This window comes from Niameybacter massiliensis (genome assembly GCF_001282685.1).
In the GTDB taxonomy this organism is placed as follows: Bacteria; Bacillota; Clostridia; order Lachnospirales; family Cellulosilyticaceae; genus Holtiella; species Holtiella tumoricola.
Map to the genome: position 1 here is coordinate 42,797 of NZ_LN875032.1, position 15,003 is coordinate 57,799.

At 34.8% G+C, this 15,003-nt stretch carries 16 protein-coding genes and 1 riboswitch; of the genes, 4 read left to right on the forward strand and 12 right to left on the reverse strand.

What is annotated here, in order from left to right:
* Positions 1-29: 29 nt before the first annotated feature.
* The 12 genes from BN2390_RS01335 to BN2390_RS01390 form a co-directional block, all read right to left on the reverse strand.
* Positions 30-455 (reverse strand): ACT domain-containing protein, encoded by a 426-nt coding sequence (locus BN2390_RS01335; RefSeq protein ID WP_053982554.1) that lies wholly within the window; start codon positions 453-455, stop codon positions 30-32.
* Position 456: 1 nt separating this feature from the next.
* The gene (locus BN2390_RS01340) at positions 457-1,755 is read right to left on the reverse strand and encodes a phenylacetate--CoA ligase family protein (RefSeq protein WP_053982555.1); all 1,299 of its coding nucleotides are present in this window, start codon (positions 1,753-1,755) and stop codon (positions 457-459) included.
* Positions 1,756-1,775: 20 nt separating this feature from the next.
* Positions 1,776-3,074 (reverse strand): phenylacetate--CoA ligase family protein, encoded by a 1,299-nt coding sequence (locus BN2390_RS01345; RefSeq protein WP_053982556.1) that lies wholly within the window; start codon positions 3,072-3,074, stop codon positions 1,776-1,778.
* 221 nt (positions 3,075-3,295) lie between these two features.
* The gene (locus tag BN2390_RS01350) at positions 3,296-4,111 is read right to left on the reverse strand and encodes a C39 family peptidase (protein WP_198524838.1); all 816 of its coding nucleotides are present in this window, start codon (positions 4,109-4,111) and stop codon (positions 3,296-3,298) included.
* Positions 4,112-4,370: 259 nt separating this feature from the next.
* Positions 4,371-6,446 carry a carbohydrate-binding domain-containing protein gene (locus tag BN2390_RS01355; RefSeq protein ID WP_053982557.1) on the reverse strand — a complete coding sequence of 692 codons (2,076 nt, stop codon included), beginning with the start codon at positions 6,444-6,446 and terminating at the stop codon, positions 4,371-4,373.
* A gap of 20 nt (positions 6,447-6,466) precedes the next feature.
* Positions 6,467-7,141 (reverse strand): DUF4956 domain-containing protein, encoded by a 675-nt coding sequence (locus BN2390_RS01360; RefSeq protein ID WP_053982558.1) that lies wholly within the window; start codon positions 7,139-7,141, stop codon positions 6,467-6,469.
* Positions 7,123-7,842 (reverse strand): polyphosphate polymerase domain-containing protein, encoded by a 720-nt coding sequence (locus BN2390_RS01365; RefSeq protein WP_053982559.1) that lies wholly within the window; start codon positions 7,840-7,842, stop codon positions 7,123-7,125. Before BN2390_RS01365 ends, BN2390_RS01360 begins: the two co-directional genes overlap by 19 nt.
* A 198-nt stretch (positions 7,843-8,040) precedes the next feature.
* Positions 8,041-8,880 carry a zinc ribbon domain-containing protein gene (locus tag BN2390_RS01370; protein ID WP_053982560.1) on the reverse strand — a complete coding sequence of 280 codons (840 nt, stop codon included), beginning with the start codon at positions 8,878-8,880 and terminating at the stop codon, positions 8,041-8,043.
* A 19-nt stretch (positions 8,881-8,899) separates the two neighbouring features.
* Positions 8,900-9,226: a hypothetical protein gene (locus BN2390_RS01375; RefSeq protein ID WP_053982561.1), complete on the reverse strand. Its 327-nt coding sequence runs from the start codon at positions 9,224-9,226 to the stop codon at positions 8,900-8,902.
* Positions 9,226-9,732 carry an RNA polymerase sigma factor gene (locus BN2390_RS01380; RefSeq protein WP_053982562.1) on the reverse strand — a complete coding sequence of 169 codons (507 nt, stop codon included), beginning with the start codon at positions 9,730-9,732 and terminating at the stop codon, positions 9,226-9,228. Before BN2390_RS01380 ends, BN2390_RS01375 begins: the two co-directional genes overlap by 1 nt.
* A 121-nt stretch (positions 9,733-9,853) precedes the next feature.
* Positions 9,854-10,090 (reverse strand): DUF1653 domain-containing protein, encoded by a 237-nt coding sequence (locus BN2390_RS01385; RefSeq protein WP_053982563.1) that lies wholly within the window; start codon positions 10,088-10,090, stop codon positions 9,854-9,856.
* 37 nt (positions 10,091-10,127) lie between these two features.
* A complete protein-coding gene (locus BN2390_RS01390) occupies positions 10,128-11,885 on the reverse strand; it encodes a sensor domain-containing diguanylate cyclase/phosphohydrolase (RefSeq protein WP_242847631.1) in 1,758 nt (585 codons plus the stop codon).
* Between the two features lie 152 nt (positions 11,886-12,037).
* A riboswitch (cobalamin riboswitch) is annotated at positions 12,038-12,225 on the forward strand.
* Between the two features lie 129 nt (positions 12,226-12,354).
* Between BN2390_RS01390 and BN2390_RS01395 the strand changes: the two genes are divergently transcribed.
* The 4 genes from BN2390_RS01395 to cbiQ are packed head-to-tail and all read left to right on the forward strand — an operon-like array spanning position 12,355 to position 14,997.
* Positions 12,355-13,134: a sirohydrochlorin cobaltochelatase gene (locus BN2390_RS01395; protein ID WP_053982565.1), complete on the forward strand. Its 780-nt coding sequence runs from the start codon at positions 12,355-12,357 to the stop codon at positions 13,132-13,134.
* Between the two features lie 46 nt (positions 13,135-13,180).
* Positions 13,181-13,921 carry an energy-coupling factor ABC transporter permease gene (locus BN2390_RS01400; RefSeq protein ID WP_053982566.1) on the forward strand — a complete coding sequence of 247 codons (741 nt, stop codon included), beginning with the start codon at positions 13,181-13,183 and terminating at the stop codon, positions 13,919-13,921.
* A 3-nt stretch (positions 13,922-13,924) separates the two neighbouring features.
* Positions 13,925-14,221: an energy-coupling factor ABC transporter substrate-binding protein gene (locus BN2390_RS01405; RefSeq protein ID WP_053982567.1), complete on the forward strand. Its 297-nt coding sequence runs from the start codon at positions 13,925-13,927 to the stop codon at positions 14,219-14,221.
* Positions 14,218-14,997 carry a cobalt ECF transporter T component CbiQ gene (cbiQ, locus tag BN2390_RS01410; protein WP_053982568.1) on the forward strand — a complete coding sequence of 260 codons (780 nt, stop codon included), beginning with the start codon at positions 14,218-14,220 and terminating at the stop codon, positions 14,995-14,997. The genes BN2390_RS01405 and cbiQ overlap by 4 nt, the downstream gene beginning before the upstream one ends.
* The last annotated feature ends 6 nt before the right edge of the window (positions 14,998-15,003 follow it).

Sequence of the window (15,003 nt, forward strand, 5' to 3'; positions counted from 1 at the left end):
AATTTACTTTGTAAAGAATCAGTTAAAGCTTAAATTTGATAAATATCACTTGCTTTAACAAGTTCCATTTGATGTTTAGATAAATTTTCGATTGTCTTATTACAATCCTCAGTGCGTAAAATAATAGAAGCATCATCTCCTATTGAGAATGCATACATATACTCAATGCTAATATCATCTTCTGCTAAATAACTTAAGAGCATTTTAAGCCCACCTGGTGTATTCGGTACCTTGCATCCTATTACAGGTGTTTTTTGAACTGAAAATCCATGTTCTTTAAGTAATCTTAACGCTTCTTCATGGTTACTTACAATAAGTCTTACAATACCGTAGTCTGATGTATCCGCAATTGAAAGTGCTGACACATTAATATTTGCATCTCCTAGAATTTGCATAACCTCATAAAGTCTACCTGATTTATTTTCTACAAATACAGAAAGTTGGTTAATAATCATTTTAATTCCTCCTCTTATCAATAATTCTTTTAGCCTTCCCTTCACTTCGTTCAATAGACTTAGGTTCAACAAGCTTTACTTTAACTTGAAGTCCAAGTACTGAGTGAATCTCAGCTGTTATACGCTTTTCAATTTCTTTCATATGTCTCATACCATCTACAAAAGTAATGCCCTCTTTACCTTCAACCCATACTTCAAGGGTATCCAAATTATTGACACGATCTACAATAAGCATATAATGTGGTGCTGTTTCTCCTAAGTTAAGAAGTACACTCTCTATTTGTGATGGGAATACATTCACACCTCGGATAATAAGCATATCATCACTTCTTCCAGTACACTTACGCATACGTACCGTTGTTCTTCCACAGCTACATGGACCTTCTACAAGGCTTGTAATGTCTCTTGTGCGATACCTTAATAATGGCATTGCCTCCTTGGTAACAGTAGTAAAAACTATCTCTCCAGTAGCTCCCATCGGAAGTACTTCTAATGTCTCTGGATCAACAATCTCTGGAATGAAATGATCTTCATTGAGATGAACATGGTTTTTATGTGTACACTCAAAACCTACTCCTGGACCTACAATCTCACTCATACCATAACTATCATAAGCCTTGATACCTAAGCTTTCTTCAATCTGTCCTCTCATTTCATAACTCCAAGGCTCTCCACCTAGTGCACCTATTCTTAACTTTAATTCCCTTGGGTCAATCCCTAAATTCCTTAAATATTCACCCATATAAAGTGCATATGATGGTGTTGTTACAAGTACTGTACTTTCAAATTCACGCATGATTTGGACTTGTTTCTTTGTATTTCCTGAAGAGATTGGGACTATAGTTGCTCCTAACTTTTCACTTCCATAGTGAAATCCTAGTCCACCTGTGAAAAATCCATATCCCAAAGCATTGTGTACAATATCTTCATCTGTAGCACCCATACCTGCTAATACTCTAGCCATGCAGTTTGCCCACATATCTAAATCATTTTGGGTATAGCCTACTACTGTAGGTTGGCCCGTTGTCCCTGAAGATGCATGCACACGTACAACTTGTTTCATAGGCACTGCAAACATACCATAAGGATAGTTATCCCTTAAATCTTGTTTGGTTGTAAAAGGTAACTTATTTAAATCTTCAATCCCTCTAATATCTCCTACTTCAAGCCCCATGTCATCCATCTTTTTCTTATAAAAGGGTACATTTTCATATACATGTGCCACTGTTTTTACTAATCTCTTACTTTGAAGTGCACACATTTCATCCCGTGACAACGCCTCTTCCTTTTGCCAAATCACCCATACCACTCCTTCATTATCTATTTATTTCTCTTATCAATAATGCGTTTCGCTTTGCCCTCACTACGTTCAATACTACGAGGTTCCACAAGCTTAACTTTTACATGAAGTCCTAATAAACTAAACAGTTCCGCTGTAATATGCTTTTCTATTTTTTCTAGTGATTTAATTGCGTCAGTAAAGAATTCTGGTCTTACTTCAACCCATACTTCAAGGGTATCTAAGTTATTAATACGGTCTACAATAATGACATAATGTGGTGCAGTTTCTGCCACTTTTAATAGAACACTTTCTATTTGTGATGGGAATACATTCACACCACGGATAATAAGCATATCATCACTTCTACCTGCAATTTTATCCATACGTGTAAGTGTTCTACCACATGAACATTGTCCTGTATGTAAGGTTGTAATATCTCTTGTACGATATCTTAATAAAGGCAGTGCCTCTTTTGTAATCATTGTAAATACTAGCTCTCCTGATTGCCCTTCAGGTAGTGCTTGAAGGGTATCTGGATTAATAATTTCAGGTACAAAATGATCATCATTGATATGCATACCACTTCTTGCACTACATTCAAACCCAACACCTGGTCCCAATACTTCGCTAAGACCATATATATCCATGGCATTAATACCAAACATACTCTCTATTTGCTCTCTCATTTCTTCTGTCCAAGGCTCTGCTCCAAAGATACCTGTATGTAATTTTGTACTTCTAGGGTCAATTCCCATATTTTTCATGGTCTCCCCAATATACAAGATATAGGATGGTGTACACGCAATAACAGTACTTCCAAACTCTTGTAAAAGCTGAATTTGTTTCTTAGTATTCCCGCCAGAGATAGGTACTGTTGCTGCTCCTAATCTTTCAGTGCCATAATGGGCACCAAGACCACCTGTGAAAAGTCCATATCCATAAGCCACTTGAACAATATCCTTCTTTGTTACACCCATAGCTGTAAAAGAACGCGCTATCATATCTGACCACATTTCAATATCGTTCTTTGTATATCCAACTACTGTTGGCTGACCGGTAGTACCTGAAGATGCATGAATACGTACTACTTCTTCCATAGGCGCCGCAAACAACCCATAAGGATAGTGGTCTCTTAAATCTTGCTTTGTTGTAAAAGGCAACTTATCAAGGTCGCCTATCCCCTTAATATCCCCCGGTTCAATCCCCATAGCTTTCATTTTTTCTTTATAAAAAGGTACATTATTATAAACACGATTAACCGTTGTAATTAATCTTTCTGATTGAACTTGTCTTTTTTGTTCAATGTCATAAACTTCTTCCTTTTGCCAATAAGTCATATTGCTCCCCCTGTCATACAAGATTTATATTTTCTTATTTGTTATACATAGAAGTTTAGCATTATTAATTTTTATGCGCAATAAAATTGTACTACATTATATGAAATATTTGAAAATATGAATATACGGCTTTTTCATCATGCATATTTTTAAGTTTCTATACATAAACAAAGAGGCTATTGCATCTTTTGCAATAACCTCTTTATTTATGTAAATCTCTGTTATTTATTAGCTGGCTTAGCCACTAACCATTGTTGTTGTTTTTGAGTGTTTGGTAAGATATGTGAATCAAACCACATATAGAAAAATCTTTCTGCATTTGTATAAATGTAACCATCTTGAAGGTGATCCGATGTATCATATGAATCTGCCATAATAATTACATCATCACTGAATGCATCTGTTCCCATTGTGTCATATCCAATGATTGCACGCCAATGGCCACCAAAATCTATATTTTCAACCATAATAGGTGTGTTATTCTTTAAGTTTTCAAGTACAAAGTTTTTGAAATCCTCTGGATCATAGAATGTATAACCTGCTTCATCTGCCTCTGTTAAGCTAGAAGTTACATCCCAGCCTATTTCTTCAAAGAAATGTACCATTCCTGAAGTAGAAGTTCCATATTCACCTTGCTCATCAGCAACGCCTGGATTTTGTTTATTTGAGTAGTTACGATCTTTATGGCACCCCATAATATCCGCTATCTCAAGTTCCTCATAGTTTGTCTCTCCAAAATGGTGAAGAACAGTAAGTGCTGCTACAGGCCCACAAGTGTACTCTGTAGTTTGTTGGTAAGTCTTATATTTTGGTAAAAGTGTAAGACTACCTTTGCTCTCCATATTATAAAAATCAAATACTGGGAAATATGCTGAGTTTGCTACGTTACCTATTCCATCATATGAAGAAGCTCCTGAAGCTGTTGCATCATACTCTTTTGGGAATGGAATAAGATTACTTTCTTTTGCGTAACTCACCACACTCATACCTAATAAACATGTTAATCCGAATAGTACTACTGATAATTTCTTTTTCAATTAATTGTCAACTCCAATCTTTATGTATACTTTGCCTAACAAAAAATAACATAATTTTATCTAGAGTTCAAGAGCTTTTTTATTATTACTGTATATTAAGTTTAGTTATATTGTTACTTTTTATTTCTTTTAGAATACTTTTCTCTTAATACACTATCATTTCACTTTATTTTAGCCTATTTTATATTTTTAAAAGTTTTTTATAAAAAATCAGCTCTTCTTAACTTATTTATAAGTTAGGAAGAGCTGATTTTTACTTTTATGGTGTTGTGCTTTTTGGTGTTTCTTTTTCATTAGTTGATGTTATTTCATCGCTTGTTGGAGGCATCATGCCTTCTTTCTGTGGGCGGCCACCTGTTGGTTTCTCCATAGTACTATTTTGCCCTTCTAACCCACTTGGTCTTTGCATTCCTTTACTACCGCCTCTGTTTGAAGTACTTGTTGTCACACCTGACTCTGTTAAGTAAGTTTGTACATCACCTGTTTTAAACTCTACTACCAAACTTCCTCCAGTATATGTTCCATCTACATTAAGCCCATCTTGAGCATCCCCGCTTACTGAACCACCTGCATAAAGCTTGTAGCTTTGATTTTGTTCAATTTGAGGTGTAGACATCACCACTGATGAGTAAGATTTGGCTGGTTTAAAACTTAAGATATTGTTACCTTTACTATCTTCTAAATGTAGCATTGTTCCTGCTGGTTGAGTTGTTGAGTAAGTCATCATTACTGCATTTTGAGAAGATGAGGTTGCGATTCCTTGTGCCATAGCTGAACTCCCTACTGCTACTAGTGTGCCACCACTTATATCAAAGGCTCTATCATAATCTAAGGCTCCATTCCCACCATTTTCAGGACCATTGACAATAACCGTTCCTCCTGTCATTACAATTGAGCCATTGGCATCTAAACCATCACCACCAGCATCTACTACAACATAGCCATCTGTAATAGTTAAAACGCTATTAGTAGTTGCTCCTGTATCACCTGCAACATTGATACCATCATCTGAACTTACAACATGGATGGTTCCATTTAAGATATTAATCGCTGAACCCTCTAAACCTTCATAACTCTTTGTAATATTAATGTCTCCACCTTCAATTTGCAAAGTCTGATCTGCATGAATCCCATCATCCCCTGTTGCGATTTCAAGCGCTCCATCCAAAATAAATACATTACCATTGCTGTGTACTGCATCATCTGCCGCATCTATAGTGAAGCTTCCACCTACTATCGCAAGATTTGTTTTAGCCTTAATACCTTTTGAACTTGTACTTTCTTGTTCTGTAGTTGTAGTAGCCTGAGTAGTTGAAGTTCCAGCAACTTGACCTGTCTCTTGGTTTCTTGATGGTTTTTGTCCTCCTGGCATTTGTCCACCCATCATTTGGCTATTAACTTTCTTACTCCCATTGCTACTACCTCCACCTGAAGTGATATCAAAAGTACCATCTAAGATTTGTACAGCTGTCTCTGCCTGAATACCATCTTGACCAGCTATGAGGTTAAAGCTCCCCCCTTCAACAGATACAAAGCCTTTAGCTGCATCTGTATCATTAGTGGATTTAATAGCATCTCCATTTGCTTTAATCGTCAAATCACCTGATTTAATAGCTACCATATCTTTTCCTACAATACCATGGTCAGCAGCATCAATAACAAATGTTCCATCTACAATTTTTAGGTCATCCTTACTTCTAATTCCATCTTTAAATACACTTGTGATTTCAAGTGTCCCTTTACCATTTATTGTTAAATCATCTTTACTAAAAAGGGTAGCATTAGGTTCATCTGATGCTGAATCTTCATAAACATAGTTAGCACTATCAGATAATTTATTTGCTGTTCCTTCTGCTAAAGTTACAATAACCTTATCTGCACTTTTAACATAGATTGGCGCACTTGTCTTAGAGTGAATACTTGCGCCATTTAAGACTAACTGAACCTTGTCCGCCTTATCTGCTTCTACTATAATTTGTCCATCTTCTAGCGTTCCACTTATTACATAAGTTCCTGCACTATTAATGGTAATACTATTACCTGATACAGTTGCACCATTCCCATTAAAGTTAATGGTACTGCCTGATAGATTAATCATATTAGTTAGTTCAAAGCTATCATTTAAATCTGCCGTTTTATAGGACACTTCGATTAATTGTCTATCTCCTGTAGCTACCGTTTCTACTGGGTTATTCTCACCTTGATCACTATTAGATTGTTCTTTTTGTACTGGTACTTCAGTAGCTGCATGTGTATTATTACATCCTACAGATAAAGACATACTCAGTATAATTGCCATTACTATAGAACTCTTTCTAACTTTTTTAAGTAACATTTTTAATCTCCTTATCTGTCTTATAATTCTTCTTTTCTACTAGAAACACGACTGCATATAATGGTCAAGTTACCATTTCTACATCTTAAATCATCAATAAAGTTTTTCTCTTTTGTTTGATCTTTTAATATGATGTGGTAATGAAGTTCATACATGCTTCCTAAATTTGTTGTCTTAACTTTATCTAATGTATACTCTGATGTATACGTTTCAAATAAATCATCAAAAATCTCCGTGTAATCTAGATTTTCTGGAATTGTAATTCTTAGTTCTTTTTCATCTTGCTTTACTTCACCAAAGCTTGTTTTATAGAGTATAACAAAAATTAAGCCTACGATTACAGTCGCTAAAAGTGCAAATGTCAAATACCCCATCCCTGTTGCAAGGCCTATTGCCATTGCAAAGAAGATACTACAAATCTCTTTTGAACTTCCTGGTACCGACCGAAAACGCACTAAGCTAAAGGCCCCAAGCACTGCTACACTTGTTCCTAAATTACCATTTACAAGCATAATTACAACTTGTATAAGTACTGGTAAGATGACCAAAGCAATACTAAAATTTTTGGTGTACTTACCTGTGTACATATATATATAAGAAATCACAAATCCTGCTAATATAGATGTCATTGTACAAAGTACGATTAGTTTTAAGGTTAAATCACTTGAAGTTAAATCTATAATGCTACCGAACATGGTTCATCTCTCCTTGATTGTAAGATTTTATTTTTATAAATATTACCGTATTTAGAAAATGAAACTGGATAGATTTCTAACATAGACATAATATTTACAAGCCACAAAGGCATTGCTCCAGGTACTTTAACTTCCATTAAGTACTCCTTATCCTTTAAAAGTGACTCCCCTTTATCTCCATTCCCCAAACTTAGATTATCTTCTCTACTTCTAATATTATGGTCAAAAGTAATACGCACATTTTTGTCTTCATTTCCAAAGTATGCAATTCTTTCATAAGCAAGATATAGCTTAGGAATTGGTCTGTAAAAATCCATAAAGTAGTCTATTTCTTTTAGAATTTGGTTATCCTGTGCCGCTTTAATATGTCTGTTTAAATAGAGTTCGGCCTCTTCTAAGGTCATTTGTACACGTCTTTTATAGACAATCCCATCATACTTTTTCTTGATTTCGATATACACCTTATCTTTTTTAGTAGGTGTACCATAACTTCTTAAGCGAAGTTTTTCTTTATATTTAGGCTTCTCTATAGAGTGACTAATAAGGTCATTAGTAGGTGTATCATAATAAATATTACAAATCGTATGTTTTCCATAACTATCCATAGTCATATAGGAATTCATATATTGCAATAATAATTGATACTGTTTTTCAGAAAGCAAAAATTTCTTCTCAACTCTTTCAAATACATTTTGGCTCATGCCATTTTGCTCCTTTCGTGACTTGCTATAGTATCATTATGACCTACTTATTTGAGGATGAATTGTTGTCTATGTGAAGGTTGTGCGAAATTTTTCTATTCTGCTATGTCTTACTACATAAATATATAGATGCTTAAAGCCATAAAAAATAGACACGATCTCTTTACCGTGCCTATCAAAAATGAACCTAATCTCTATTTAATTTCCTCTTATATCATAGCTACCAGAAGCTTTTGATATCGTCAATGCAACCTTATACTTCCCTGAGTCCTGAGCCTCTAATTGAATATTAACTGGTTGTTCTACATCACTTGCCTCATATTTTTCTGTATAAACTTTTTCACCTTTTGGGTTAAATATATCTAGTGTAATATTCCCTTTTGTCACATTCATAACCCCTTCTAGGCCTACTACCTCTCCGGCTTGTCTATCGAGTTTAATACTATCACGACCTTCATTATACTTAAATCCGGCTTTAAGATGCTCTCCCATGCTTACTTCATAGCTCATTACAGATACAGAAGTACTATTATTAAACTCTCCACTAGCTATAGCCATAGAAAACATTCCAACAAAAAGTATAAGAGCAAAAGCTAAGAAGATACCACCAATAATAGCTAAAGGCTTCACAATATTTGTTTTTTTAGATACCTTGGTTGCTGTTTGAACTTGTTCAGCTTCATCTACTTCTGTACCACAATATGGACAATACGCTACATCATTATTAATTGCTCTCTTACACACGTGGCATATCTTCTCAAATACAGATTTACAGTTTGGACACATATTATAATCTTCTTTAACATCTACTCCACAGTTAGAACATGTATAAATCTTCTCCTGATTACTTCTTACTACTAAATAGATAATTACCCCAATAAAGTTGGGTGCTAGGATCGCCACTGCTGTCCATAGCCCTGCACTCATATGATGTGCCTTAGCATCTTTATAAACTACTACACCTAATGCAATCATTAATCCTATTGGAATCACCATTATGGCTGCTAACATTAACGTCATCACTATACTTCCTACCATCACTCATCTCTCCTTTAATCTATTTTACTTTATGATTTTCTTTATAATAAATTTGGCCTATTAAATAAGCTACAACAGGTACTTGCATTAACCCTAGGCCTATAGTAATAATCATTGATGCTTGTTTCAGTGTATCTACTAAAAAGAGCATGCACCCTACTTCTATTAAAACAAGAAGGATGTTCATGAGTATAACGAGTATGAAAGGATACCATGCTTTTTTCTGTTCCTTAATAGATTCCCGTTCTCTTACTTTATTTTTTGTGGCATAGACTAGTTTCATATCAACTTGTATATCTTCCTCAAATAGCTCACCTAATAAATAATCTAACTTTTTATCATCCATTATAACCCCTCCTTTTCTAATAGTTTTTTTAGTTTTTGCCTTGCTTCATATACTCTCGACTTTACTAAGCCTTCGTTAATATCTAAGATTTCTCCAGCCTCTTTATAGGACATGCGCTCTCCCATTGTCAGTATCAAAGGTAATCTATGTTTATCTCCTAGACGTTGTAATGCTTGTTGTACACATTGGAGCTCCTCTTTATGTACAAGCTGACTCTCTATACTTTCTTCCTCACTCTTCCTATCTTGTATAACAGCTTCAGGTTCATAGCACCTTCGTTTTATCTCTAGCTTTAGACGTCTTAATTTATCCCTATAGTTATTAACTGCTATCTGGGTCAGCCATGGATAAAAAGCTTTTGTTTTATCATAGGTTGCAAGTCTCTCGATTGCCTTTACCCAAGTGTCTTGAAATAGGTCATCTGCCTTATCCTGATTCTTTTCTAAATATAAGCATAGCCTATACAACTGATCTTTGTGCATATCAATCAACTGCTCCACATCCATGACATATCCCCCTTTCTTGTTTTGTCTTACACTATTATATACGTACTCGTGTTAGGTAAGTTGGAAAGATTTTTATATTCTTTATAAAAAATAAAAGGCTGTTATACAACAGCCTTTTCACCTATCCTCTATATAGTTCAAAGCGATATTTTTGCCCCGTTATATTATCTTCACGTCCAGGCTCTACTTCTTCTACGAACATCTTAAGTGGTCTAACCCACATTCCATACGGTGGATACAATGCTTGATAAGATACCATTAATTCTTCTGTTTCTGTATGTACTGCTATGTCATGTATATAGTAAAGTTTCCCTTTGAAGTGTCTATATGGCCTTCTTATTTCTATTGTTCTTTCCATGTTTTTCTCCTATATACTCAATTAAATCATATTCTACTTACTGTACTAAATACTCTATAAAGACCTCTACAATCTGAGGATCAAACTGCGTCCCTGCATTACGCCTCAACTCTTCAAAAGCTTCTTCTTGGCTTATAGCACTTTTATATACTCTATCATGAGTCATAACATCATAAGCATCTGCTATACTAATAATTCTTGCCATAAGAGGTATCTCATCTTCTTTTAACCCTAATGGATAGCCACTACCATCCCATCGTTCATGATGAGTTAATACAGACTTGGCAACATCAATTAGTTCACCGCATGCATGTATAATGCGATACCCTTTTTCAGCATGAGTTTTAAGTATCTCAAACTCTTCTTCTGTAAGCTTAGATGGTTTTAAAAGTAACTCTTCTGCTATTGTTATTTTCCCAATATCATGAAGCTCCGCTGTTAATTCTAATTCATCTAATTCACTCATTTTAAAGCCCATAGCTCGTCCAATACTTACTGCATTATTCGCTACTCTATCTGCATGCTCACGAGTCTCCATATTTTTTTCTTCTAAAGTCTTTTTCATCGTATGCAGTACCGAACTTTTCATACTTTTCTTATCAAGTAATTTTTGGCGATAAACCTTTTCTTCTATACATCTTATGTCATCATAAATATTTCCATCTAAGTTGTACTTAACATCTTCTCCTAGTGCAATACTTAATTGAATAAATTGTTTCTCATAATTTTCACAGGATTCACGTATCTCTGTCATCATTTCCTCGCACATACTTTCTGTACAATTAGGAATTAAGATAAAGAATTCATCGCCCCCCCACCTAAATACATGGCCTTTTGCTTTACATACCTTCTTTAATACTTCTGCAATACTCTTTAAGAGTTCATCTCCCTCTAAATGGCCTAATGTATCATTCACTAGCTTTAATCCATTCACATCTCCCATAATCATTCCTAATGGCAGATATTCCTCTCTAGTATATAGATTTATTTTTTCTTCAAAACTATATCTATTATATAAACCCGTTAAAGCATCTATTTCACTAATATACTTTAACTTTTCATCTAATGCTTTTTTATCTGTAATGTCTCTAGATAGTCCTACTACTCCCCAAGCTTCTCCATCTTCCCCAAGTACAGGAACTTTTATATTCTCCTCTATTCTCATAATCCCGTTACCATCTATAATCTTCTGTTCATATCTCTTAGATTCTTTATACTCCATGACCTCTTTATCTAACGTTATAAACTGTTTTGCAACTTCTTGATCTCCGTATATCTCAAGATCTGTTCTTCCCTTAATATCATAAATACCTCGTTGATTATAATACCTCTCAAATGCTTTATTATAACCTAAAAATCTACTCTCTTTATCTTTATAAAAAATAACTTCTGGTAGAGAATCTATAATGGTTCTTAAAATATCTTTTCCATTCTTTAGTTCCTTTTCTCTTCTTCTTTGTTCAGTAACATCAAATATCATACCGGCTACCGCATCTATTTTTTCTTTTTCATTAAGTATAGGAAATAAAGTACATTCTAAATACTTCCCATTCACTAATGCTTCATTTTTACAAATTTCTTTACTCTCTATACATTGCATAAGTTCATTATAATAACGTTCTGCTATTTTCTCAGGTACAATCTCTTTAAAATGTTTTCCTTGTACCTCTTCTAATTTCATATTATATACTGCTTCATAAGGTTTATTTATAAATAATATTTTTGCATCTACTGATGAAATCCATGTCGGCCAAGGAATGTTTTCTAAGAATGCTTTATAAATTTCTTGAAACACACTGATTTGCCTCCTTTGTTCTTCATGATAAGAATATAACTTAACTTATTATAGCATAACTCCTTAGCATAAATTATCCTATAAAAATTTTATACTAGATTATTTATTTCCTCTAAACTATAATAAAATGGTTAATTAAATAATATCTATATATAAACAAAAGAATTTTAGGTGCTACTTTAGCTTAATAGGGAAACGTGTGATACACTGCAGCCCCCGCTACTGTAGACGAGGACCATCTGTTCAAAAGCTTAGCTTAACCACTGTACTATAAGTATGGGAAGGTGAGCAGTTGGGATGATTCGTCAGCCAGGAGACCTGCCTAAAATGATGCATTACCCTTTCGGTGGGAAAGGAGGTAATATGTATTTTGTGTATTTTTTGTGCGCATTTTTTACATAGAGCCCTCCATAGAGGGCTTTTTTTATTGCCTTTATCCCCTTATTACATTTTATAAGGAGTGTTAAACATGACCAAAAAAGCATTATTAGTCGTAAGTTTTGGAACAACTTATGAAGACACAAGAAAGAAAACTATTGAACAGTGCGAACATGATCTACAGCTGGCTTTTCCTGACTATACTTTTTTTAGGGCTTATACATCTAGGATGGTGATCGATCGTCTTGCCAAACGTGATGGACTCATTATACCTAACCCAGTTGAAGCCCTTAATGCTATTTATGAAGCTGGATTCGAGGAAGTCTTAATTCAATCCTTACACATTATTTGTGGAGATGAGTATCATAAGCTTAGCTCAGAAATTGAATCCTTTAGTACTAAATTCAAAAGTCTTAAATTTGGCAGACCTTTATTAACAACTATCGAAGACTACAAAAAAGCAGTTCATGCCACACTAGATTTCTTCCCTGAATTAAAACAAGATGAAGCACTTATCCTTATGGGGCATGGCACCTTCCACCCTGTATTCCCTGCTTACTGTGCATTAGAGTATATGTTCCATCAAGTAAATACTAATGTCTATATCGGCACTGTCGAGGGCTTTCCTACTATCGAGGATGTGCTTCAAAAGCTCCAACAAACTCACTGTAAACGTGCCTACCTTGCTCCTTTTATGTTAGTAGCAGGCGACCATGCTATTAACGATATGGCTGGAGATGAACTTGATTCTTGGAAAAACCTATTAGAACAAAACAACATTGACCCTATTATCCACTTAAAAGGTCTAGGTGAAAGTCAAACTATTCGCCACCTCTTTATAGAGCATGCTTTAGATGCTTTAAAAGCTTAGTTTTTGATTTACTAAATAAATTATTAACCGTAAAGGAGATAGGAAAATGAAAAGAAGATTAATGATTTTTGCTATGTTTTGTTTTGTAGCAGGACTTGTAACATTAGATACACAGGCTATGCACATTATGGAGGGCTTCCTACCTGTTGGCTGGAGTATTTCATGGGGAATACTTTGTTTACCTTTCTTTGTAGTAGGCTTACTCTCACTTAAAAAGATTGTTGCAGAGGATAAGCAGAACAAACTATTACTTGCTATGGTTGGTGCTTTTGCATTTATTTTATCTGCGTTAAAGATTCCTTCTGTCACAGGAAGTTGTTCACATGCTACAGGTGTTGGACTTGGAGCAATTTTACTGGGTCCTACTGTTATGGTTGTAATCGGTGGTATTGTCCTCCTCTTTCAAGCCCTCCTATTAGCTCATGGTGGCATTACAACATTAGGCGCAAATGTATTTTCAATGGCTATTGTCGGTCCCTTTGTTGCCTACTTTATCTATAAACTTATTAGTAAGACAAAAGCCCCTAGATGGTTAGCAATCTTCCTTGCAGCAACACTGGGTGACTTACTTACCTATGTAATGACCTCGATCCAACTTGCTCTTGCCTTCCCAAGTACTACAGGTGGCTTTATGGGTTCTCTAGTTGAATTCCTCGGTATCTTTGCACTTACTCAACTTCCACTTGCAATTAGTGAAGGTATCTTAACCGTTGTTGTAGTTAACGCATTAAAAAAATATAGTGATGAAGGTCTAATCCATTTAGGCCGACTCAATAAGGAGGTTTAAATCATGACTAAAAATACTTTCCCTACTAATTTATTACTTATTTTACTTGTTATTATTATAAGCTTTGCTCCTCTTTTTCTTATTAAAAATGCAGAATTTGGTGGTGCAGATGGTGAAGCCGAAACAATGATTACTCAAATTAACGAAGACTATGAACCTTGGTTTGAGCCACTTGTTGAGCCTGCTAGCGGCGAAATTGAAAGCCTTCTTTTTGCACTCCAAGCTGCTATAGGTGCAGGTATTCTTGCTTATGGCTTCGGTTACCTCAACGGTAAGAGTAAGGCACTAAAAAATCGATGAAAGTTATCGACCAATACGCCTATCGTTCACCACTACGTCACTTTGACCCTGTTCAAAAAGTATTATTTAGCTTATTAGTCCTTATAACTTGTCTTATAGAGCATTCTCTTTTGCTCTATATCACAGTTATATTATTAATGGGGTGGCTTACTGTCCGCAAAGGGCTAACCCCTATTAAACTTTATATTATGCTAATGTTAGTACCTCTAACCTTTTTAATTTTAAGTTTGCTTACTTTACTTTTTGATTTCTCCACAGAAAGTAATTCTTTTTTGTGGTCTATCCACATTACCCACATGTACATGGGGATAAGCAAAGGGAGTATAGAAATATGTTTATTCATGTTTTTCAAAGTTTTTGCTAGTGTAAGTTGCCTATACTTCTTATGTTTGTCTACACCTATGAATGATATCTTAAGAGTATTGGAAAAATGGCATTGTCCTACCTTTTTATTAGAGATTATGAGTCTTATCTATCGATTTATCTTTGTATTTATAGATACTGCTACTACCATGTATACTGCTCAAGTAGCAAGATTAGGCTATCGTAATTTCCATCTAGGCATACGCTCATTTGGCATGTTACTTAGTACATTACTTATTAGGACATTGAAGATGAACAATGTTCTTTATACTTCTTTAGAGTGTCGTGGCTATAATGGTTCCTTTAATGTTTTACATGAAGGCTCTTATAAGTCTCTTCCCTACCTTTACTTAATCCTTGTAGAGGCTTTGCTCATTGGATTAGGAATTATAGAATTTATCTTAGGAGGATAACATACC

What these genes read in the sequence shown, in the direction of transcription:
- BN2390_RS01360 (WP_053982558.1), bottom strand. Translation starts at nt 7,141, where the DNA reads ATGTTCGGTAGCATTATAGATTTAACTTCAAGTGATTTAACCTTAAAA.
- BN2390_RS01370 (WP_053982560.1), bottom strand. Translation starts at nt 8,880, where the DNA reads ATGGTAGGAAGTATAGTGATGACGTTAATGTTAGCAGCCATAATGGTG.
- BN2390_RS01405 (WP_053982567.1), top strand. Translation starts at nt 13,925, where the DNA reads ATGACTAAAAATACTTTCCCTACTAATTTATTACTTATTTTACTTGTT.
- BN2390_RS01400 (WP_053982566.1), top strand. Translation starts at nt 13,181, where the DNA reads ATGAAAAGAAGATTAATGATTTTTGCTATGTTTTGTTTTGTAGCAGGA.
- BN2390_RS01375 (WP_053982561.1), bottom strand. Translation starts at nt 9,226, where the DNA reads ATGGATGATAAAAAGTTAGATTATTTATTAGGTGAGCTATTTGAGGAA.
- cbiQ (WP_053982568.1), top strand. Translation starts at nt 14,218, where the DNA reads ATGAAAGTTATCGACCAATACGCCTATCGTTCACCACTACGTCACTTT.
- BN2390_RS01385 (WP_053982563.1), bottom strand. Translation starts at nt 10,090, where the DNA reads ATGGAAAGAACAATAGAAATAAGAAGGCCATATAGACACTTCAAAGGG.
- BN2390_RS01345 (WP_053982556.1), bottom strand. Translation starts at nt 3,074, where the DNA reads ATGACTTATTGGCAAAAGGAAGAAGTTTATGACATTGAACAAAAAAGA.
- BN2390_RS01395 (WP_053982565.1), top strand. Translation starts at nt 12,355, where the DNA reads ATGACCAAAAAAGCATTATTAGTCGTAAGTTTTGGAACAACTTATGAA.
- BN2390_RS01365 (WP_053982559.1), bottom strand. Translation starts at nt 7,842, where the DNA reads ATGAGCCAAAATGTATTTGAAAGAGTTGAGAAGAAATTTTTGCTTTCT.
- BN2390_RS01355 (WP_053982557.1), bottom strand. Translation starts at nt 6,446, where the DNA reads ATGTTACTTAAAAAAGTTAGAAAGAGTTCTATAGTAATGGCAATTATA.
- BN2390_RS01380 (WP_053982562.1), bottom strand. Translation starts at nt 9,732, where the DNA reads ATGGATGTGGAGCAGTTGATTGATATGCACAAAGATCAGTTGTATAGG.
- BN2390_RS01335 (WP_053982554.1), bottom strand. Translation starts at nt 455, where the DNA reads ATGATTATTAACCAACTTTCTGTATTTGTAGAAAATAAATCAGGTAGA.